Consider the following 20732-nt stretch of genomic DNA (forward strand, 5'->3'; position numbering starts at 1 on the left):
CGGGCGCGCCGACCTGGTGGATCAGCCGCCGGGCGTACGGGGCGACCGACTCGAAGTAGCGGCGCTGGGCCTCCGCGTAGATGGTCCCGAATGCCAGCGAGGACTTTCCGGAACCGGAGACGCCGGTGAAGACGGTGAGGGTGTCGCGCGGGATGTCGACGTCGACGTCCTGAAGATTGTGCTCGCGGGCGCCGCGGACCCTGACGTACGGATCGTGGGGGGTGGGCATGGGGGCGGGGCTCCGTAGGGTTCGGGGCGGGGCGGCCGGGACAAACGGTTCGATTCTAGGCGCCGGTGAGCGGCGGGAGCCGCCTCGGGCGCCGACGCGCAACGGTCCGCGCCGCGCCGGGTCGTCGAAGCCCGTGCGGCCTTGGTTTGCTGGTCCCATGAGAGACGACGCCCGGCCGCTGGCCGTATTCGATCTGGACGGCACGCTCGCGGACACGGCCCACCGCCAGCACTTCCTGGAGGGGCCCCGGCGCGACTGGGCCGGCTTCTTCGCCGCCGCCCTCGACGACCCGCCACTGGACGAGGGCGTACGGCTGGCGCTGAGCACCGCCGAGGAGTGCGAGGTCACCTACCTCACCGGCCGGCCCGAACGCTGCCGCAAGGACACCCTGGCCTGGCTGGCCCGGCACGAACTGCCCGAGGGGCGCCTGCGCATGCGGCGCAACGACGACCGTCGGCCGGCCCGCCACACCAAGCTGGAGATCCTGAAGCGGCTGGGCCGTGAGCGTGAGGTGCGGATGCTGGTCGACGACGACGATCTCGTCTGCGACGCGGCCGAACTGGCCGGTTTCGCCGTGGTGCGCGCCCGCTGGGCGCAGGCCTCGCCCGTGCTGAGGGACGCGCAGGAGCGGCAGGGACGTACCTGAGCCGGCCGGACGCGTCAGTCCTTGTCGTCGAGGCGGAAGCCGACCTTCAGGCCGACCTGGTAATGCTCGATCTGGCCATCCTTGATCTGGCCACGCACCTGGGTGATCTCGAACCAGTCGAGATTGTGCAACGTTTCAGAAGCCCTTGCGACGCCGTTGCGGATTGCCGCGTCGATGCCGTCATGGGAGGTTCCTACGATCTCCGTGACGCGATACGTGTGGTTGGACATGTTTTGTCTCCTCTCGCCTCTACCAAGGTGCCCCACCTCGGCGCGGTTCGCGAGAGATCGCGGAGCGGTGGCCTGTCCGGAACCCGCCTTGACCAAAGGATTGGTCCATACCAAAATCCAGCCACGCCCGTGCGAGCGCCGCCCGCAGTCCCCCACACCGGGTCCCGATCTTGTCGCGCCGTTTCGCAGAAGGTGACCCCGTGAAGAACCGCATGCTCGTCGGAGCTGTTGCCCTGATATCCACCGTCGCTCTGGGTGGGTGCGGCATGATGCCCGGCTCGGGTGGATCGGGCAGCAAAAAAGTCACGGTCTGGCTGATGAAGGACAGCGTCACCGCCGACTTCCTGGACCGCTTCAAGAAGTCGTACGAAGAGATACACCCGTCGGTCGAACTGGAGTTCAAAATCCAGAGCTGGAGCGGAATCGGGCCGAAGGTCATCGAGGCGCTGGCGGCAAGGACACCCCGGACGTCATCGAGGTCGGCAACACCCAGGTGGCCCAGTACGCGCAGAGCGGCGGTCTCCGCGACCTCACCCTGGAGTCGATGCGTGATCTCGGCAGCGATGACTGGCTGCCCGGTCTCGCCGAACCGGGCAGCATCGGCGGCGTCCAGTACGGAATCCCGTGGTACGCGGCCAACCGTGTGGTGATCTACAACAAGGATCTCTTCGAACAGGCGGGCATCAAATCCCCGCCCAGGACGCGCACGCAGTGGATCGCGGACAGCGAGCGGCTGAACCGCGACGGCAATCAGGGCATGTATCTGCCGGGTCAGAACTGGTACGTGCTCGCCGGATTCATCTGGGACGAGAACGGCGAACTCGCCAGTGACAAGGGCGGGGACTGGAAAGGCACCCTCGACACCCCGGCCGCGCTCAGGGGCATGGCGTTCTACCAGGATCTCCAGGCGCTGGGCGACGGGCCCAAGGACGCGGACGAGGAGAAGCCCCGCAGAGCGAGGTGTTCGCCAAGGGCGATGTCGCGCAGATCATCTCCACCCCCAGCTCCGCGACGCTGATCGAGAAGGCGAATCCCGAACTCAAGGGAAAGCTGGGCTACTTCCCGATCCCGGGCAGGACCGCGAAGGCGCCCGGCTCCGTGTTCACCGGCGGCTCCGATCTGATCATCCCGGAGAAGGCGGACCAGCGGAGCGCCGGTTACGACGTGATCAAGGAGCTGGCCGGCGCGAAGTGGCAGGAGAAGCTGGCGAAGACCATGAGTTACGTGCCCAACAAACCCTCCCTCGCCCATGTCATCGAGGGCGAGGAGAGCACCGCCGCGATGGCCGAGGGCGCCGCCGAGGGGCATGCCACCCCCAACTCCCCGGAGTGGGCCGCGGTGGAGGCCGACAACCCGATCAAGCTCTACATGACGTCGGTCCTGCAGGGCGGCGACCCGGCAACGGAGGCGAAGACCGCCTCGGACAAGATCACCGGAGTGCTCGCGGGCAGCTGAACGGGCAGGCGGGGCAGGCGGGGCAGGGGCCGCCGGTGAGCCGCGGGAGCCGTGCGCATCCCGGGATTCAGCCGTCGCACATCCCGCCTCCCCACGCATGTCACGTCGAATCCAGCCGGTCACGGAAGAAGTAAGGGGCCGGGCCGCCGCACTGCTGCGGCAGCCCGGCAGCCGCCCTTGCCGACCCGTCCCCGGAGTCCGTCATGCATGCGCTGCCCACCTCCTCTGCCGCCCTCACCCGCACCGCCCCGCCCGCCCCGGTGCAGCAGGCGGCCAGGCCCGCCGCCCCGCCGCGTTACCGGGTCTCCCTCGCCGTGGACCAGGCGGAGGTGCGTGCCGCCCAGCGCCTGCGCCACCAGGTCTTCGCCGCCGAGTTCGGCGCCCGGCTGGACGGGCCCGAACCGGGGCTGGACAGCGACGCGTTCGACGCGTACTGCGATCACCTCCTCGTCCGGGAGATGGCCACCGGCGACGTCGTCGCCACCTACCGGCTCCTGCCGCCCGAACGCGCCCGGATCGCCGGACGGCTCTACGCCGAGGGCGAGTTCGACCTCACCCGGCTCGCTCCGATCCGCGACGACCTGGTCGAGGTCGGGCGCTCCTGCGTCCACCCGGCGCACCGCGACGGCGCCGTCATCGCCCTGATCTGGGCCGGACTGGCCCGCTACATGGAGCGCAGCGGACACAACTGGCTGGCCGGCTGCTGCTCGATTCCGCTCGCCGACGGAGGAGCGGCGGCCGCCCGTGCCTGGGAGGCCGTACGGACCAAGCACCTGGCTCCCGAGGACTACTGGGTCTCCCCGCACCGCCTCTGGCAGCCCCCTGCCGACCTCCCCGGCGGACGGGCGGGCACTCCACGCTCCCGCCCCTGCTGCGCGGCTATCTGCGCCTCGGCGCCCGCATCTGCGGGGCGCCCGCCCACGACCCCGAATTCAACGTCGCTGATCTGTACGTCCTGCTGTCGCTGCGTGGCACCGACCCGCGCTACCTGCGCCACTTCCGCTCGCTCGCCCCGCAGCAATGAGCGGCTGGCTGCCCGCCTCGCCCTGCACCCCGGCCACCTGCACCGCTCACGCCGGCCAGGCCCGCCACCCGGCGTCGGCAGCGGCCCTGCTGCTCGCCGGATGCGCCCTGGCCCTCACCGGCGCGCTGTGCACCCCCTCGCGCTGCTGCTCGGCCGGGCCACGCGGGAGCGGCTCATCAGGTGCTGGGCGCACGGGGTGGTGCGGGCCTTCGGAGTGCGGGTGCGGGTCCTCGGCCCGTCCGTGCCGGACGGCGGCCCTGCGGCCGTCCCCGGCAGCGCGGGAGCCGTACTGGGCACTGCGGGGGCCGTGCCCGGTGGTGCGGGGGCCGTACTCGGCACCGCGGCGGCCGTGCCCGGCAGTGCGGGAGCCGTACTCGGCACCTCGGGGCCGTGCCCGGCGCGTTGGGGGTGCTCGTCGTGGCGAACCACGTCTCGTGGCTGGACATCCCCCTGGTCGCCGCCGTCCGCCCGGCCGGATGCTGGCCAAGAGCGACATCCGGCGCTGGCCGCTCCTCGGCCCGCTGGCAGCGCTCGGCGGCACCCTCTTCGTCGAGCGCGAGCGGCTGCGTGCGCTGCCCGCCACCGTCGGCGCCGTCGCCTCGGCGTTGCGGGGCGGCTCGCGCGTCGTGGTCTTCCCGGAGGGCAGCACCTGGTGCGGTCGTGGGGCCGGCGGCCGGTTCCGGCCTGCCGCGTTCCAGGCCGCGATCGATGCCGGTGCCGCGGTCCAGCCGGTGCGCATCCGCTACCTCGCCGGACCGCCGGGCACCGCGCCCCGGCGGGCGCCGCCTCGTTCGTCGGCGACGATCCGCTGCTCGCCTCGCTGTGGCGGGTGGTGACGGCGGCCGGGCTGACCGCCGAGATCCGCATGTTGCCGCAGATCCCGGCGGGCAGCCGGGCCGGCCGCCGCGCGCTCGCCCGGCTGGCTCAGTCCACCGTGGCCAGCGACAGCGCGAACCTGCCCGCGGAATCGGTCCACCACTGAGTCAACCGGAGCCCGGCACGGTCGAGTTCACCGCTCACACCGTCCTTGCGGAACTTCGCGGACACCTCCGTCCGCAGCTCCTCACCGGCCTCGAACGGCACCACCAGGTCCAGTTCCGGCACCTTCACCGTGAGCGCCCGGCGGGCCCGCAGCCGCATCTCGATCCACTCCTCCTGCGGATTCCACCGGGCCACGTGCTCGAAGTCGGCAGGCTCGAAGTCCGCACCCAGCTCCCGGTCGACGACCGACAGCACGTTCCGGTTGAACGCGGCCGTCACCCCGGCGGCGTCGTCGTACGCCGCGACCAGCACCTCCTCGTCCTTCACCAGGTCCGTGCCGAGCAGCAGCGTGTCACCGGGGGAGAGCAGCGACCGTACCGACGCCAGGAACGCGGCCCGCTCGTGCGGCAGCAGGTTGCCGATGGTGCCGCCGAGGAAGGCGACCAGCCGTGGCCCCGGAGTCGCGGGCAGCGACAGCGCGCCGGTGAAGTCGGCGATCAGCGCGTGCACGGCCAGGCCGGGCCGCTCCTCCAGCAGCGCCTCGGCCGCCCCGCGCAGCGCGCTCTCGCTCACGTCGACCGGTACGTAGGTGTGCAGGTCCGGCAGCGCGTCCAGCAGGTGCCGGGTCTTCTCCGAGGACCCGGAGCCCAGCTCGACGAGGGTCCGGGCGCCGGACGCGGCGGCGATCTCGTGGGCCCGGTCGATCAGGATCTCCCGCTCGGCACGGGTGGGGTAGTACTCGGGCAGCCGGGTGATCTCCTCGAACAGCTCGCTGCCGCGGGCGTCGTAGAACCACTTGGGCGGCAGCGTCTTGGGGTGCTGGGTCAGACCGTTCAGCACATCGGCGCGCAGCGCCGCGTCCGTCGCGTCCAGCGGCAGGGTTCGGGTCAGCAGAAAGGGACTCACTGGGTGGGCTCCTTGAGCGGGGTCAGCAGAACATCGGCGACGGTCGCGGTCAGCAGGGTGCGGTCGGGGACCTCGACCCAGCGCGGGTCGTCGTCGTAGGGCTCGGAGGCCACGACCGTGTGCCGGCCGGGCTCGGACAGCTGCCAAAGGGTGTCGCCCCAGGCCGTCGCCACGATGGTGCGGCCGTCGGTGAGCAGCAGGTTCAGCCGGGACCCGGGCGCGGCGGCGGCGACGTCCTGCACGGTGTCCGCGACCGCCTGCGGGAGCGCGTCGCCCGTCGCCAGCCGGTGCTGCACGAGGGCCCAGACCAGCGCGGAGTCACAGCGGGCGGTGAGCCTCAGCAGCTCGGCCGCGGGGAGCGCCGCCGCGAGCGGTGCCATCGATCCCGGCCAGCCCTTCACCGCGCCGTTGTGGCTGAACAGCACACCGTCCGCGGCGAACGGCGCGGCCGCCGCCTCGCCGTCCGGATCGGCCTCCGTGGCATCACGGACCGCGCCGAGCAGTGCGTGGCTGCGCACCACCCTGGCCAGGTCGGCGAAGTTGCGGTCTCCCCAGACGGGGCCCTGGCGCCGGTAGCGGCCCGGGACCGGGTCGCCGTCCCCGTACCAGCCGACGCCGAAGCCGTCCGCGTTGACCGTCCCGTGCCGCTGCCGGCGCGGCTCCCAGGACTGGCGCACCAGTGAGTGCGCCGGCCGCGTGAGCACCTCACCCAGGAACACCGGTGGCCCCAGGTAAGCGATATGACGGCACATCAGGCATCCCTCGCGGTGCGGAACCCGGAGAAGATCTGTCGCCTGACCGGCAGGTCCCAGTTGCGGAACGTGCCCCGGCAGGCCACCGCGTCCACCGCGAACGACCCGCCCCGCAGCACCTTGTGGTCCGGGCCGAAGAACACTTCCGAGTACTCGCGGTAGGGGAACGGCGCAAAGCCCGGGTAGGGCAGGAAGTCGCTGGACGTCCACTCCCACACGTCGCCGATCAGCTGCCCCGCGCCGAAGGGCGAGCGCCCGGCGGCGTACGCCCCCGCAGGTGCCGGCCGCAGATGGCGCTGGCCCAGATTCGCCCGCTCCGGCGTCGGGTCCTCGTCGCCCCACGGGTAGCGGCGGGAGCGCCCGGAACCCGGGTCGTGGCGGGCCGCCTTCTCCCACTCCGGTTCGGTGGGCAGCCGTCGTCCCGCCCACCGGGCGTACGCGTCCGCCTCGTACCAGCTGACATGGAGCACCGGCTCGTCCGCCGGAACGGGCTCGGTGACCCCGAAGCGGCGGCGCAGCCACTGACCGGCGTCCCGGTGCCAGAAGAGCGGCGCCGTCAGCTCGTGCTCACGGACCATCGCCCATCCCTCGGGGGTCCACCAGCGCTGCTCGGTGTAGCCGCCGTCCTCGATGAACGCCCGGTAGGCACCGCAGGTGACCGGTGCGGTGTCGATGAAGAAGCCCGCCACCTCGCGGTGGTGCGCGGGGCGTTCGTTGTCCAGTGCCCACGGCTCGGTCGAGGTGCCCATGGTGAACGGGCCTGCCGGTACCAGTACTTCGGCAGGGAGCACGGCCGCGTCGGCGGCCCGGGGCGGCTCGGGCGCGCTGAGCGCCGCCGGCCCCGTCCGCAGCTGATGGGTGATCAGCATGGTCTCGTCGTGCTGCTGTTCGTGCTGGGCGATCATTCCGAAGGCGAATCCGGCCCGCAGTAGCGGACGCCCGCCGAGTGGCGTCGAGCCGAGCACGTCAAGCGCCCGGCCGCGCACCTCGGCGGCGTACGAGCGGGCATCGGCCGGTGCCAGCAGCGGCAGCGAGGGCCGGGCGGCCCGAGGGTGCTCGAAGGCGTCGTACAGCCCGTCGATCTCCGGGCGCATCGCTTCCCGCCCGGCGACACCGCGCAGCAGCCACAGCTCTTCCTGGTTGCCGATGTGGGCGAGGTCCCAGACCAGGGGCGACATCAAGGGGGAGTGCTGGGCGGTGAGGTCGTGGTCGTCCACGCTGTCGGTGAGGAGCGTGGTGCGCTCACGCGCGGTGAGGAGGGCTGCGACCGCGCGCTCACGGAGTGCCTCGTCGTCCTGGGGGTCCGGATCCGGCGCCCCGGCCGGCCAGGGCGCGGGGGAGTCGGTCATGAGAGGGTCCCCTTCAGGTGGTCCCGGCCGTCCGCCGGCCGGGTGTGAGCAGTTCCCGCAGATCGTCGGCGGGACATCGGCCCCGTGCGACATAGCGGTCGTGGAACGCCGCCACCGCGTCCTGCACCGCCTGCGTCGCGCCCATCCGGGGCAGCGCCTCCAGAGCCAGCTCGAAGCAGCCGGCCGCGGCGGCCCGCAGCTCGGGATCGGTGAGGCCGTCGCGGGCGGCCCCGACCCAGAGGGGATTGCGCGGTGCGGCAAGCGGCCCCGCGGTCTCGGCCAGTGGCTTGACGGTGCGGTACACGGTCTCGGCGGCCTCCGGGTCGTCGAACAGGGCGGTGGTGACCGCGAGCGGCACGAGCCACCCGTCGTCACCGGACTGCGCGTCGATCATGCGCAGCTCCAGATGTCCGCGCGGACGAACCGGCGGGAACAGTGTGGTGATGTGGTACTCGAGATCGGCCGGCACCGGGCGCCGCGGCGACCCGCTGCGGATCCAGTCCCGGAAGGTGAGCCCCTCCGGAGCGGCCCACGGCCCCGAGTTACCCCGGATGCACAGCACCGGTGTGTCCAGGACGAACGCTGCCCAGGCGTCACGGGGCGGCAGCTGGCCGGAGGGGGCCAGCGTGCGCAGCGGATCGAGGTCGGCCCACAGGGACTGACGCGTGGAGCGCCACGGCGTGGGCCTGCCCAGCCGGAACGGCGAGTTGGCGAACACCGCCACCAGCACCGCGCCCAGCAGATGGGCCAGCTGCCAGCGCCGTCCGTAGCCGAGCGGGCCGGGCTCCTCCTCTCCGGCGTCCAGGCAGACCTGTACGGACGCGGTCGTGCACATCATGGCGCGGCCGGCCGGCCCCGAGCGGTCGAGGGCGGTCTCCATGGCGTCGTACCGGGGCTCACGCAGCAGCCTGCGCGGCTCATGCCACGGGTCGACACCGAGCCCGACTGGAGCCAGATCCAGCCGGCCGAGAGTGTCACGGACGGCGACGAGGTCGGCGGCCGTGTCGTTGATGCACGCCATGAGGGAATCGGCAGGGCGCGAACTGAGCTCCAGCTGGCCGCCGGGTTCGAAGGTGATGGCGGCGTTCAGCGGCAGCGCCCGGACGGCCGTCGCGGCCGCTTCGAGCCGGTGCTGCGGGACCGGACTGCGTGGCTGCTGTCTGTCGTGCAGGAGCCACTCGAGCTCGACCCCCACGATGCGGGGCGGTCCCGTCTTGAAGCAGATACATCGCAGCAGATCCTCGGCTTCGCCTTCGCCGAGGGGCGTGTCGTGGGCGGGCGGACCGTGGCCGCCGGGTGTGTCGGGTGACATGCCGGGCCTCCTTCTTCCGGTGCGTCCGTCCTACCCAAACCCCTGCCGGGGGATCGCACAAGAGTGCCCCTGTGCGTCGGAAATTCGGTTGCGCTCATGCCGCGGGGCCGTCGATCATGCCCCGTATGCACCATAAGGGGGAGGACCGGTGAGCGCCCGGCTGCGCGGTATCGCGCGAGAGACGGAGTCCATCGTCGAGGCGGGCGGTTACCGCACGCCGCAGGGGCGGGAAGTGAGCATCGAGAGGGCGTTGGCGGCCGCCCTGTCGGGCACCAGGCTGTACGGCCCCGACCCGGTGGCCGTCGCGGCCCTGGACCGTGACCGCACACCGGTCATCGAGGTCACCGGCGAGAGCAGCCTGCAGGCGGCCGCCAGGATGACCGGCGAACGGCCGGGCAAGGTGGCCGTCCTGAGCTACGCCTCGGCCCGCAATCCGGGCGGTGGCTACCTCAACGGGGCCCAGGCGCAGGAGGAGGCGCTGTGCCGCGGCTCCGCGCTGTACGCCACGTTGCGCAGGGCCCCGGAGTACTACGCCCACCACCGCGCCGAACGCAGCGCCTTCTACACCGACCGGGTCATCCACTCACCGGGCGTGCCGGTCTTCCGCGACGACCGCGGCCGGCTGCTCGACACCCCCTACACGGCGGGATTCCTCACCTCGCCCGCCCCCAACGCCGGAGTGATCCGCCGCACCGACCCCGAGTCGGCGCACCGCATTCCCGCCGCGCTCGCCTCGCGGGCCGAGCGGGTGCTGGAGGTCGCGGCCGTGCGCGGATACCGCAGGCTGGTGCTGGGTGCCTGGGGGTGCGGGGTGTTCCAGAACGATCCGGCCGAGGTGGCGGGCGTCTTCCGCGCCCTGCTCACCGGCGGCGGCAGGTTCGCCGGCCACTTCGAGCAGGTCGTCCTCGGCATTCTCGACCGCAACGACCGCTCGCCCACCCGGCTGGCCTTCGACCGTGCGTTCGCCGTTCCGGTGCAACCGTAACGCTGCCGTTGAGCCATAGGCTTCGACGTCAGCCGGCACGGCCGGTCTGGGCCGTTCGGGTCCGTCGCCCGGCACGGTCGCACGGCGGCGCCCATGGACGTGCCGGGCCTCGGCCCCGTCACTTCCAGTCGTAGAGCTCCCGCAGCCGCTCGGCGACCAGGTCGAACCTGTCCCGGTCCAGGGCGCACGCCTCGCGCCGCATCCCGTCCTCGTGCACCCGCAGCACCCGGTCCAGACCGACCCAGGAAGGGCGGCCCGAGCTGTCCCAGGGACCGGCACCCAGTGCCACCCACTCGCGGTCCTGGTCGTGCTGCTTGCTGGAGAGCTGGACGGCCAGCAGGGTGCCCGCCGCCTCACGCGCCACCACAAGCACCGGGCGGTCCTTGCCGCGCCCGTCGTTCTCCTCGAACGGCACCCAGGTCCAGACGATTTCGCCGGGATCGGGGTCGCCGTCCCGGTCCGGGGCGTACGTGGCGCGGACCGGGCCCACGTCGAGCGGGTCGGCCTGGGAAGTGGCGGTGGGACCGGTACGGCCGGGGAAGTCGGCCGAGCCGTCCCTGCTGTCGGTGCGGTGCTGGATGGTCATCGCCACACCGTAGGACCTCAACGGCCTCTCGCGTGGAGCGGGTCCGCCGAACGGGCCGCCGGAGCGCACCGTGACCCACCGTCACCCGTGCGGACCGCACAGGGGCGTCGGGCCGGGTGTGGACGTCGACGTGAGGTTCACACCGCGGGTACGGGGCCGGGGAGCGGCGGCACCGAACAGGTCTGTAAGACTGCCCGACGCCATGATTCAGTTACCCGAGCAGTCCACCGAAGGCCCCGTCCCGACCAGCGCCGACGTGGCGCGGCTCGCCGGGGTGTCCCGGGCCACCGTGTCGTACGTACTGAACAACAACCCGGAGGTGCGGATCAGCGACCCCACCCGCCGCCGGGTACGGGAAGCGGCCACCGAACTCGGTTACGTACCCCACGCGGCCGCCCGGAGCCTGCGCGCCGGACACTCCCGCATGGTGCTGCTGCCCACCGGGAACTTCCCGTCCGGGCCGCTGCACCACCGCTTCCTGCACGAGCTGGAATCCGGTCTGCGCCGCCTCGACTACACCGTGGTCCAGTACGGCTCGCTCGGACTCGACGCCGACGACGCCGCCCGCGCCTGGGCCGAGCTCCGGCCCGTCGCCGTCATCGCGCCGGGCTCCGTCCCCCTCGCCCCGCAGGGCATAGCCGTACTCCGCCGCTCCGGCGCCAAAGCGGTGATCACACTCGGACCGCAGCCGGTGGCGGGCGCCCACGCGCTGATCATGGACCAGCGTGAGGTGGGCGGCTGCGCCGTCCGGCATCTGCTGGAGCGCGGCCGGCGTCGGATCGGCGTGGTCATGCCCGAGGAACCCGCCCTGGCCCTGTTCGCCGATCCGCGACTGGCCGGGGCCCGGCAGGCCGCCGAGGCCGGCGGGGCCCGGATCGAGGCGCTGCCGCTGCGCTACGAGGAGGCGTCGGCCACCGCACTCGCCGCCCGCTGGCCCGGCCTCGGCCTGGACGCCGTCTTCGCCTACGACGACAGCTACGCCATGCTCCTGATGAGGGCGCTGCAGGACGCGGGCATCGCGGTACCCGACGAGACCGCCGTGGTCGGCGCGGACGATCTGATGCTGGGGAGGCTGCTGCGGCCCCGGCTCAGCAGCGTCCGGATGGAACTGGCCACGACGCAGCCGCTGGCCGATCTGGTCGACCGCCTGGTGCGCCGTCCCGGCAGGGAACCCGAGCGGCACGACCTGCTGCGGGCCCGCGCCGTCCACCGGGAATCGAGCTGAGCCGGCCCGCCAGCGCGGCAAGGTGCGCCGTGGACGTCCCTTGCCTAGCGTCGTGACCATGAGCCATCCGCAGAGTTACGAGATCCTGCTGGTCCCCGAGTTCGCCGACACCAAGGGCCCCGACACCGAGAACTCCGGCGCCCAGCGCCCCGGCAAGGCCATCCGCTCAGCGGTCGTGGCCGCGACCGGTGCGACGGGCGAGTCGGGCTACCCCCGCTACGCCGGCGACGGCATGGTGGCGGACATCGACCCGGCGACCCACACCGTCGAGGCCCTGCTGGTGGACGGCTCGGAGCTCGACTACGGACTCTCGGTCCGGATCTCGGAGAAGAACACCGACGGCTGACCCCACCCGGCCGGAACAGGTCAGGGCCCGGCCGTCACCGGCCGGGCCCTGATCCGTCCCTCAGGCGTCCGCGCCGCCTACTGCTGCTCCTGCTGCTGCTGGTCCGCGACGGACTTGCGGACCTCTTCCATGTCCAGCTTCCGGGCCTGGCCGATGACGTCCTCCAGCGCTTCCTCGGGCAGCGCGCCCGGCTGCGAGAAGACCGCCACGTTGTCCCGGACGATCATGAGCGTCGGGATGGACTTGATCTCGAAGGCCGCGGCCAGCTCCTGCTGCGCCTCCGTGTCGACCTTGGCGAAGACCAGGTCGGCGTGGCGCTCGGACGCCGAGTCGTAGACCGGCGCGAACTGCCGACACGGGCCGCACCAGGAAGCCCAGAAGTCGATCAGGACGAACTCGTTGTCGCTGACGACCTGATCGAAGTTTTCCTTGGTGAGCTCTACGGTGCTCATGCTCTGCTACCTCTTCCTGTGCCCGTGCGGACGTGTCCCCGGACAACGGTGCCTTTGCTTGCACTATTCCGCCTGCCCATGTGGCCGCCGCGCACACCCATGACCAAAATGGTCCTCATGACACATGCTGTGGAGCCTGTCGAGTACGACGTCGTGGTCATCGGTGCAGGTCCGGTGGGGGAGAACGTGGCGGACCGGGTCCGGTCCGCCGGGCTGAGCGCCGCGGTCGTGGAGTCCGAGCTCATCGGCGGCGAATGCTCCTACTGGGCCTGTATGCCGAGCAAGGCCCTGCTGCGCCCGGTCGTCGCCCGCGCCGACGCCCGCCGCGTCCCCGGCCTCAGCGGAGCAGTCCAGGGGCCGCTGGACACCGCGGCCGTCCTCGCGAACCGGGACTCGTTCGCGTCCCAGTGGAAGGACGACGGCCAGGTGGCCTGGCTGGAGGGCATCGGCGCGGACATCTACCGGGGCACCGGCCGGCTGACCGGGACGAAGGCGGTGTCCGTCACGGCGCCCGACGGCACGGAGCACCGGCTCACCGCCCGGCACGCCGTCGCGGTCTGCACCGGCAGCCGGGCCGTCGTGCCCGATCTGCCCGGAATCGCCGATGCGCGCCCGTGGACGAGCCGCGAGGCGACGAGCGCCAAGGAGGTGCCCGGCCGCCTGGTGGTCGTCGGCGGGGAGTGGTCGGCGTGGAGATGGCCACCGTGTGGGGCGCCCTGGGCGCCGAGGTCACCATGCTGGTCCGCGGCAAGGGCCTGCTGCCCCGGATGGAGCCGTTCGCCGGCGAGCTGGTCGCCCAGGCACTGACCGAAGCCGGAGCCGACATCCGTACGGGCGTGTCGGTGACCTCGGTGCGGCGCCCGGCGCCGGACGGACCGGTCACCGTCGAACTCGACAACGGCGAGCGCGTCGAGGCCGACGAGATCCTCTTCGCCACCGGCCGGGCCCCGCGCACCGACGACCTGGGACTGGAGACGGTGCACCTGAAGCCCGGGTCCTGGCTCACCGTCGACGACAGCTGCCGGGTCGAGGGCGCAGGTTGGCTCTATGCCGTCGGCGACGTCAACCACCGGGCTCTCCTGACCCACCAGGGCAAGTACCAGGCCCGCATCGCCGGGGCCGCGATCGCCGCCCGCGCCCAGGGCGTCCCGCTCCTGGAGACCGAACGCTGGGGCGCCCACGCGGCCACCGCCGACCACGCCGCGGTTCCCCAGGTCGTCTTCACCGACCCGGAGGCCGCCTCGGTCGGCCTCACCCTCGCCGAGGCGGAGCAGGCCGGCCACCGGGTCAGGGCCGTCGACCACGACCTCGCGGCGGTGGCGGGTTCCGGCCTGTACGCGGACGGCTACCGGGGCCGTGCGCGCATGATCGTCGACCTCGACCGGGAGATCCTCCTGGGTGTCACGTTCGTCGGACCCGGCATCGGCGAGCTGCTGCACTCGGCGACGATCGCGGTCGCGGCGGAGGTCCCCCTCGACCGGCTCTGGCACGCCGTTCCCGCCTACCCGACGATCAGCGAGATCTGGCTGCGACTGCTGGAGGCCTATCGCGGGTAGCAGCGTCGGGGAGCGGAGCCGGGCGCGGCGCGGACGCCTCCTGCCCCGCGTCCGCCGGCGCCCTGTGCCGGCGGACGCCGGGCGGGGTGAGCCGGAGCAGGACCGGCCCATAGGGTGACCCCCATGTCTGTCACGTTGAGTTCCGCCAAGACCCGTGCCGCCCTCCGCGTTTCGGCACGGGTCTCGGGCGAAATGCTGCTGATCCTTGTCATGGCCGCGGTGGCGGTGTGGGTGCTGGGCCGTATGTGGTCGGTCATCTGGCCGCTCGTCGTCGGCTTGCTGCTCACCACTCTGACGTGGCCGTCGGCGCGCTACCTGCGCCGACGCGGGTGGCCCCCGGCGCTCGCCGCCTCCGTGGTGACGGTGCTGTTCCTGCTGGTCGCGGCGGGGATCGCGGCCCTGATCGCGGTGCCGGTCGCCTCCCAGTCCGGCGAGCTGGCCGACGGCGTCGGCGACGGCGTCCAGAAACTGCGGGAGTGGGCCTCCGGGCCGCCGCTCAACATCGGTGACGACCAGATAGCCGACGCCTTCGATTCCGCGACCGCCCGTATCCAGGACAGCCTCGGCAGCATGGTCACCACCGTGGTCACCGGGGTGAGCACCGTGGTCAACGGTGTGGTCACCGCCGTCCTGGCGGTCTTCCTGATGTTCTTCATGCTCAAGGACGGTCCCCGGTTCCTGCCGTGGCTCACCCGTCAGCTGCCCGGTCGGCTGGCCGTCGACATCCCGACCGTGGCGGAGCGTGGCTGGCGGACTCTGGGTGAGTTCGTGCGCTCCCAGGCGTACGTCGGCCTGCTCGACGCCGTACTCATCGGCCTCGGCCTGTGGATCGTCGGAGTGCCGCTGGTGCTTCCGCTGGCGGTGCTGACCTTCGTGTCCGCGTTCGTGCCGATCGTCGGTGCGCTCTTCGCCGGGTTCGTCGCCGTGCTCATCGCCCTGGTGTCCAACGGGCTGACCGACGCGCTGATCGTGCTGGCGATCATCATCGTGGTGCAGCAGTTGGAGGGCAACGTCTTCCAGCCCATGATCCAGAGTCGCGGACTCGGTCTGCATGCTGCGGTGGTCCTGCTGGCGGTGACGCTGGGCGGCAGTCTGGCCGGCATCGTGGGCAGTCTGCTCGCCGTACCCGCCGCCGCGCTGATCGCGGTGGTCTGGAACTACGTGCGCGAGCAGCTCAGCGTGGTGGAGCAGGAGCCACACACGCCTGCGGAACCGAGTGGCGCCGACGCTCCGGCATAGGGCCTCTCGTCCGGATCAGGCCGGGCTCGCCGGGTCCGGCGCCGCACCCTGAGCGGGCATCGTCCAAGCGAAAGACCCTGGAGGCTCCCCGTTCCCGGCACGGGCGGGTCCCCGGAGCGCCGCTCCGGGGACCCGCCCGCCCGCATTTTCGGACCGTCACCAGTCGTGCAGGGTCCCGTCGGCCAGCCGGTTCACCGGGAGGTAAGCCGGCTCGTACGGGAAGCGGGCCGCGGCCACCTCGTCCAGCTCCACGCCCAGCCCGGGCTGTTCACCGGGGTGCAGCAGCCCGTCCTCGAACCGGTAGGAGGTCCGGAAGACCTCCAGGGTGCGGGGGGAGTGACGCATGTACTCCTGGATGCCGAAGTTGTGCACGGCCAGGTCCAGATGGAGCGCCGCGGCCATGCCGACGGGGGAGATGTCGGTGGGACCGTGCATCCCGGACTTGACGCCGTACACGGCGGCCAGGTCCAGGAGTTTGCGCATCGCCGTGATGCCGCCGGTGTGGGTCACCGCCGAACGTACGTAGTCGATGAGCCGCTCATGCAGCAGCGTGGTGTAGTCGTGGACCGAGTTGAACACCTCGCCGATGGCCAGCGGGGTGGTGGTGTGTTCGCGGATCAGCCGCAGCGCGGTCTGGTCCTCGCCCGGTGTGGCGTCCTCCAGCCAGAACAGGTCGTACGGCTCCAGGGCCTTGCCGAGCCGGGCCGCCTGGATCGGCGTCATCCGGTGGTGCCCGTCGTGCAGCAGCGGCAGTTCGGGCCCGAACTCGTGGCGCACGGCCTCGAAGACGGCCGGCATGTGGCGCAGATAGGCCCGGGTGTCCCAGACCTCCTCGGCGGGACGGGCGTGGGCGGAGCCGGCGCGGCGGGCCGGCTCGTAGTCGTACCGCTCACCACCACCGGCGGCGGAGGCGGCCACCCCGTAGACGGAGTCCAGACCGGGGATGCCGCTCTGCACGCGTATCGCGCGGTAGCCGTCCGCCAGATGTGCGCGGACGGAGTCCAGGAGTTCGGGGATGTCGCGCCCGGACGCGTGCCCGTAGGCCAGCGCCCCGGTGCGGGAGGCGCCGCCGAGCAGCTGGTAGAGCGGCATGCCGGCGGCCTTGGCCTTGATGTCCCACAGGGCGGTGTCGACGGCGGCGACGGCGGCCATCGTGACGGGTCCGCGCCGCCAGTAGGCGCCCCGGTACAGGTATTGCCAGGTGTCCTCGATCGCACTCGCGTCCCGGCCCATGAGCAACGGGGCGACGTGTTCCCGCAGGCAGGCGTCGACGGCCAGTTCGCGGCCGTTGAGGGTGGCGTCGCCGAGGCCGGTCAGTCCGTCGTCGGTGGTGATGCGAAGAGTGACGAAGTTCCGGTCGGGGCTGGTGACGACGGTGTCCGCGGAGATGATTTTCATGGGTGCTCCTCAATGACGTGCGGGTCAGGAGGCGGGCGCCGGCGGCGCCCGGGCGGGGCGCGAACGCCGACGGGCGGCCCGCCGTCACGGCTCCCGCCTGGCCACGACGACGCCGTAGGGGGCGAGTGCCACCTCGTCGAGTTCCCCGCCGTCCAGGTCGGTGAGCTTGCCCTCGCGGACCTCGGGGCGGACCGTCAGGTCGCCGGGGTGCTGGCTGACGAACCAGACGAAGGAGTGCCCGTCGGGGTGCGCCATCTCGCCGGTCACCACCCTGCCGTCGGCCACGGTCACCGCAGGTATGACACCGGCCTCCGCGGCCAGCGCCGCGTAGAGGCGCCAGGTGGGCTCCGGGTTGACCGCGGGCGTGACGGCGGCCATGTGCTCCAACGGGTAGGTGCAGAGGATCATCTGACCCGATCCGACCCGGTGGCGCAGCAGGGCCGGCCGGCCGTGCGCGTCGGTGGCCAGGACCTCGGCACCGTTCGGCACCACCGGGAGGTAGGTGCGGGAGTGCTCGGTGCCACCCACCGGGAACACCAGCTCGTCACCGGCCGCGAGGGTGCCGAAGTCCTGCTGGAAGACCATGCGCAGCCGGTCGTCCTCGATGGTGTCGGTCAGGCCGTACCGCAGCTGCTTGGTGACACCGAAGGTCTCGTCCAGCTTGGGCCACCAGGAACCGCGCTGGGTCCGGTGCGTGCCGACGAAGTAGGACGCGTAGACCGTCGCACCCCGCGCGGCCTGCTCGCGCAGGGTGCGCCAGCTCGGCGCGGTGAGCTGCTTGGCGCTCGGCAGCAGATACAGCGCGCTGTCGGCGGGCAGCCCGTCGGCCTCCCGCGCCACCCCCACCGGCAGGTCGGCCTCCCTGGCCGCCACGTAGGCCTGCCGGGTCACCGACAGCACGGCTTCGGCGTCGTCGGGCTGGGTGAACGGGTACATCTTCTCCAGGAACGAGGAGACGATCAGGCTGATCCCGGTGTCGGGGCGGGTCAGCCGCGCGAAGTCGGTGCTCCGCAGGACCTCCGTGAACCTCTTCACCTCGCGCAGCTGTTCCTTGGGCCTGCCCCGGTCGTCGGTGAGCCCGAAGTGCATCTCGAAGGGGTGGTGGCTGTAGGGCTCCTGGTCCTCCAGCGCGTCGTAGTCGGTGTTGTTCCACGGGATCCAGCCCGTCGCGCCCGCCAGCAGCGTGTTGTGCAGGATCTGCCGGTAGTAGTGGGCGGCGTGTTCCTCGGAGGTGTAGTCGGAGGTCACCCCGAACTCCTCCATGACCACCGGCTTGCCGCCCAGGTCGAGGAGCTCGCAGGTGAAGGCCGCGCCGAGGTTCTGACGTACCGGATCGTCCTCCATGCGGTACACGTGCGGGCCGTGGAAGTCGATCAGCGGCTCCAGGTCGCGCACTCGGAAGCCGTTGTCGGCCCCGGTCATCTCCACCCCCCAGGCGCCGTCGCCGACCGACACGGGCTGGTGCGCGCCGGCCGCCCGCAGCGCACCGATCAGGGTGTGAGCCCATGCGGTGACGTCCCGGTGGTCCACGGTGCCGATCCCGCGCGAGCGCCAGTCGGCGTAGATGGGGATCTCGTTGGACAGCAGCCACCCGGCGACGGCTTCGTGATCCTTCCAGCGGGACGCGCACTCGCGTACGTACCAGGCCTGCCGCTCGACGAACCACTCGTCGGCGAACACGTCGCGTCCCTCGCGCCAGGCGGGATCCCAGTTCTGGCCCGACATGTGTCCCACGACGAACGTCGGGACGGTCGTCATGCCCAGTGCGCTGTGCCGCTCCAGGAAGTCGTCGAAGCGCTCCAGCATCAGGGGGTCGAGGCGGTCGGGCTCCGGCATGAAGTCGGGCCAGTACAGAAAGCTCCGGGTGAGGGTGATGCCGTGGTCACGCAGGGTCCGCAGTTCCTCGTCGATGACCGCACCGTCGTAGGAGCGCCACATCAGTGGACCGCCGGTCCGGGACCAAAAGTTGACGCCCACCCAGATCGTGGGGTGGTCCGCCGGACCGAGTTTGGCTGCGTTGCGATGCATGGATGTCCCTGTCGGTCGAGATCGGTCGTTCCCCACAGGTATATCGATTGACTGGCTAGCTGTCGAGTCATTGCCAGCGTGTAGCAGGGCTGTTAAGGTCCGGCGAAATCCGCAGTAAATCGTTTTCCCGCCCCGATGGGGTGGTGACGGACAGGAGCGCCGATGAAACGAAGGCTGACCGTCGCGGCAGCCACCGCTGCCGCGACATTCCTGGTGGCTTCGTGCGCGGGACCTCTCGATCCCAGGACCGATGATCCGCGGACCCTCGTCGTGCACAGCCGGCTCTCCCCCGGGACCCAGGGCGCGGACGTATACGCCTCGGTGGTCAGGCAGTTCGAGCGGGAGAACCCTGGGGTCCACATCAAGAACCTGCACAACGGCGACGACATCTTCAACTCGTTCGAGACGTCCCGCCTCGCCGACAAGGAGGCGGACGTGCTGCTCGTCAACCTCTACGACAAGTCCTTCTCCTGGACGGATCTCGGCGCCACCCCGCCGGTCAACCGCTACCTCAAGGACTGGGGACTGACCGGCCGGGTGCAGCCCGCGGCGCTGAAGGCGTGGACGGACGACAAGGGCGGCTCCGGGCCTTTCCCTGGATGGGCTTCACCTGGCCCGTCCTGGTCAACACCGAGCTGCTGCGCAAGGCAGGGGTCAGCCGCCCGCCACGCACCATGGACGAGCTGATGGACACGGTGCGCGCGCTCAAGGCGAAGAAGATCCCGCCCATGACCATCGGCGGGAACGACTGGTCGGGACAGAAGTTCCTGATGCAGGTCATGCAGGGCTACCTCCGGCCGGACGCCGCCAGGCGGGTGTTCAGCAAAGGCGGCTACTGCGCCGAACCTCAGGCGATGAAGGGACTGCAACTCTTCGCCCGGCTGCGGGACGCCGGACTGTTCGTCAAAGGCGCCCAGGGCCTGGGTGCCGACCAGATGAACGCGGACTACTTCGAGCAGCGCGCCGCGATGATGCCCGCGATCTCCTCCACGATCGCCGCCGTGCCCCGGCCGTCACCGAGCACACCGAGGTCACCGGCTTCCCCGCCCGGCCGACGGCACCTACGACAAGCCCACGCTCTACAACGGCATGACCTCCACCGGGATCTGGGTCACCCCCAACGGGACGCAGAAGCTGGCGCTCAGCGAGAAGTTCGTGCAGTTCCTGTACCGCAAGGACATCGTCCAGAAGTTCATCGACCGGTCCGGCTACGTGATGAACATGCGCGGTCAGCGCCCCTCCTCGCAGCTGCCCCTGGTCGGCCGCTCCGTCGACGTCTCGCACAGCGACGACGTCAGCGAGGTCGTCATGCCCGACAACTACGTGCCCGCGGCCGTCTCCACGCCGCTCAACCGCGCCACGTCCATCGCCTACACCCCCGGGACCGGCGCCGGCGCCATGTGCAAGGCCCTCGACACCGCCTACCGAAGCTGACCGGAAGGGTCACGATGGCCACGACAACGATGTCCACCACCACGCCCGCACCCGCGCCCGCCGCGGCGTGGTCCGCTCCCCGCGGCGCGCCCCTCGCACCACCGTGATGGCGGTGCCGGCCCTGCTCTGGTACGCCGTCTTCATGATCGGCCCGATCGGCGCGATCTTCGTGATCTCGCTCCTGCGCTGGCCCGGCATGCTCGCCGAAGTCGGCTTCGCCGGACTCGACAACTACCGCGCGGTCCTGACCGACGCCCTGTTCTGGGACTCGGCACTCAACAGCGCCGTCCAGCTGGTCATCGCCGTCCCCGTGATGATCGTCGGGGCGTTCATGCTGGGCTACTTCATCTCCACCCGCCCACGCGGCTACCGGGTCCTGAAGGTGATCGTCTTCACCCCGGCGCTGATCTCCGCCTCCGCCAAGGCGATGATCTTCTGGGGCATGTTCGCGCCCAACGGCATGATCAACAAACTGCTGGCCGTCATCGGCCTCGGCTCTCTGCAGCACGCCTGGATCGCCGACACCTCCACCGCGTTCGGCTGCATCATCGCCATCGACATCTGGAGCGGCATCGGCTACACCGCGACCCTCTACGCGG

19 protein-coding genes and 4 pseudogenes are annotated in these 20732 nt (G+C 71.6%); 13 read left to right on the forward strand and 10 right to left on the reverse strand.

Going from position 1 to position 20732, the window contains the following annotated elements; translation table 11 throughout:
- Positions 1-229: hypothetical protein (locus LNW71_RS35600; protein WP_250972342.1), on the reverse strand; the 229-nt coding region annotated here is incomplete at its 3' end.
- 157 nt (positions 230-386) lie between these two features.
- Here LNW71_RS35600 and LNW71_RS35605 point away from each other — a divergent pair.
- Entirely contained in the window at positions 387-875 is a 489-nt protein-coding gene (locus tag LNW71_RS35605) for a hypothetical protein (protein WP_250972343.1), read from the forward strand.
- A gap of 14 nt (positions 876-889) precedes the next feature.
- Here LNW71_RS35605 and LNW71_RS35610 read toward each other — a convergent pair whose 3' ends face one another.
- Positions 890-1105, reverse strand: coding sequence for a dodecin (locus LNW71_RS35610; protein ID WP_250972344.1), 216 nt, complete (start codon positions 1103-1105; stop codon positions 890-892).
- Between the two features lie 200 nt (positions 1106-1305).
- Between LNW71_RS35610 and LNW71_RS35615 the strand changes: the two are divergent.
- From LNW71_RS35615 to LNW71_RS37230, 3 genes and pseudogenes are all read left to right on the forward strand, one after another.
- A pseudogene (locus LNW71_RS35615) lies at positions 1306-2560 on the forward strand (extracellular solute-binding protein).
- A gap of 203 nt (positions 2561-2763) precedes the next feature.
- A pseudogene (locus LNW71_RS35620) lies at positions 2764-3584 on the forward strand (GNAT family N-acetyltransferase).
- A 476-nt stretch (positions 3585-4060) separates the two neighbouring features.
- Positions 4061-4420 carry a lysophospholipid acyltransferase family protein gene (locus tag LNW71_RS37230; RefSeq protein WP_374119566.1) on the forward strand — a complete coding sequence of 120 codons (360 nt, stop codon included), beginning with the start codon at positions 4061-4063 and terminating at the stop codon, positions 4418-4420.
- 88 nt (positions 4421-4508) lie between these two features.
- Here LNW71_RS37230 and egtD read toward each other — a convergent pair whose 3' ends face one another.
- The 4 genes from egtD to egtA are packed head-to-tail and all read right to left on the reverse strand — an operon-like array spanning position 4509 to position 8884.
- Positions 4509-5471 (reverse strand): L-histidine N(alpha)-methyltransferase, encoded by a 963-nt coding sequence (egtD, locus tag LNW71_RS35630; protein WP_250972345.1) that lies wholly within the window; start codon positions 5469-5471, stop codon positions 4509-4511.
- On the reverse strand, positions 5468-6223 hold the full coding sequence (gene egtC / locus LNW71_RS35635; protein WP_250972346.1) for an ergothioneine biosynthesis protein EgtC: 756 nt from the start codon (positions 6221-6223) through the stop codon (positions 5468-5470). The genes egtD and egtC overlap by 4 nt, the downstream gene beginning before the upstream one ends.
- Positions 6223-7572, reverse strand: a complete 1350-nt coding sequence (gene egtB / locus LNW71_RS35640) for an ergothioneine biosynthesis protein EgtB (RefSeq protein WP_250972347.1) — start codon at positions 7570-7572, stop codon at positions 6223-6225. The genes egtC and egtB overlap by 1 nt, the downstream gene beginning before the upstream one ends.
- A 13-nt stretch (positions 7573-7585) precedes the next feature.
- Positions 7586-8884, reverse strand: coding sequence for an ergothioneine biosynthesis glutamate--cysteine ligase EgtA (egtA, locus tag LNW71_RS35645; RefSeq protein ID WP_250972348.1), 1299 nt, complete (start codon positions 8882-8884; stop codon positions 7586-7588).
- A 148-nt stretch (positions 8885-9032) separates the two neighbouring features.
- On the opposite strand from egtA, the gene LNW71_RS35650 reads away from it, so the two are divergent.
- Positions 9033-9869, forward strand: coding sequence for a TIGR02452 family protein (locus LNW71_RS35650; protein ID WP_250972349.1), 837 nt, complete (start codon positions 9033-9035; stop codon positions 9867-9869).
- A gap of 118 nt (positions 9870-9987) precedes the next feature.
- On the opposite strand, the gene LNW71_RS35655 is transcribed toward LNW71_RS35650, so the two are convergent.
- Positions 9988-10455, reverse strand: a complete 468-nt coding sequence (locus LNW71_RS35655) for a type II toxin-antitoxin system PemK/MazF family toxin (RefSeq protein WP_250972350.1) — start codon at positions 10453-10455, stop codon at positions 9988-9990.
- 202 nt (positions 10456-10657) lie between these two features.
- Between LNW71_RS35655 and LNW71_RS35660 the strand changes: the two genes are divergently transcribed.
- Entirely contained in the window at positions 10658-11680 is a 1023-nt protein-coding gene (locus LNW71_RS35660) for a LacI family DNA-binding transcriptional regulator (protein ID WP_250972351.1), read from the forward strand.
- 58 nt (positions 11681-11738) lie between these two features.
- Entirely contained in the window at positions 11739-12026 is a 288-nt protein-coding gene (locus LNW71_RS35665; RefSeq protein WP_250972352.1) for a hypothetical protein, read from the forward strand.
- Positions 12027-12103: 77 nt separating this feature from the next.
- Here LNW71_RS35665 and trxA read toward each other — a convergent pair whose 3' ends face one another.
- Positions 12104-12478 (reverse strand): thioredoxin, encoded by a 375-nt coding sequence (gene trxA / locus LNW71_RS35670; protein WP_250972353.1) that lies wholly within the window; start codon positions 12476-12478, stop codon positions 12104-12106.
- A 117-nt stretch (positions 12479-12595) separates the two neighbouring features.
- Between trxA and LNW71_RS35675 the strand changes: the two are divergent.
- Together LNW71_RS35675 and LNW71_RS35680 are read left to right on the forward strand one after the other, a co-directional pair.
- Positions 12596-14034, forward strand: a pseudogene (locus LNW71_RS35675) (NAD(P)/FAD-dependent oxidoreductase).
- A gap of 123 nt (positions 14035-14157) precedes the next feature.
- The gene (locus LNW71_RS35680) at positions 14158-15273 is read left to right on the forward strand and encodes an AI-2E family transporter (RefSeq protein ID WP_250972354.1); all 1116 of its coding nucleotides are present in this window, start codon (positions 14158-14160) and stop codon (positions 15271-15273) included.
- Positions 15274-15429: 156 nt separating this feature from the next.
- Here the strand turns inward: LNW71_RS35680 and manD are convergent, their stop codons facing one another.
- Positions 15430-16671 (reverse strand): D-mannonate dehydratase ManD, encoded by a 1242-nt coding sequence (manD, locus tag LNW71_RS35685; protein WP_250972355.1) that lies wholly within the window; start codon positions 16669-16671, stop codon positions 15430-15432.
- Positions 16672-16755: 84 nt separating this feature from the next.
- Positions 16756-18699: a cellulase family glycosylhydrolase gene (locus LNW71_RS35690; RefSeq protein WP_250972356.1), complete on the reverse strand. Its 1944-nt coding sequence runs from the start codon at positions 18697-18699 to the stop codon at positions 16756-16758.
- A 162-nt stretch (positions 18700-18861) separates the two neighbouring features.
- On the opposite strand from LNW71_RS35690, the gene LNW71_RS35695 reads away from it, so the two are divergent.
- The 4 genes and pseudogenes from LNW71_RS35695 to LNW71_RS35705 form a co-directional block, all read left to right on the forward strand.
- Positions 18862-19386: a hypothetical protein gene (locus LNW71_RS35695; protein WP_250972357.1), complete on the forward strand. Its 525-nt coding sequence runs from the start codon at positions 18862-18864 to the stop codon at positions 19384-19386.
- A pseudogene (locus LNW71_RS37235) lies at positions 19299-19619 on the forward strand (extracellular solute-binding protein); the annotation flags it as partial. The gene LNW71_RS35695 and the pseudogene LNW71_RS37235, both read left to right, overlap by 88 nt.
- 169 nt (positions 19620-19788) lie before the next feature.
- Positions 19789-20133, forward strand: coding sequence for a hypothetical protein (locus LNW71_RS35700; RefSeq protein WP_250972358.1), 345 nt, complete (start codon positions 19789-19791; stop codon positions 20131-20133).
- Between the two features lie 112 nt (positions 20134-20245).
- A partial coding sequence (locus LNW71_RS35705; protein WP_250972359.1) for a carbohydrate ABC transporter permease occupies positions 20246-20732 on the forward strand: 487 nt, incomplete at its 3' end.

The sequence above is a fragment of the Streptomyces sp. RKAG290 genome (assembly GCF_023701695.1).
Lineage (GTDB): Bacteria > Actinomycetota > Actinomycetes > Streptomycetales > Streptomycetaceae > Streptomyces.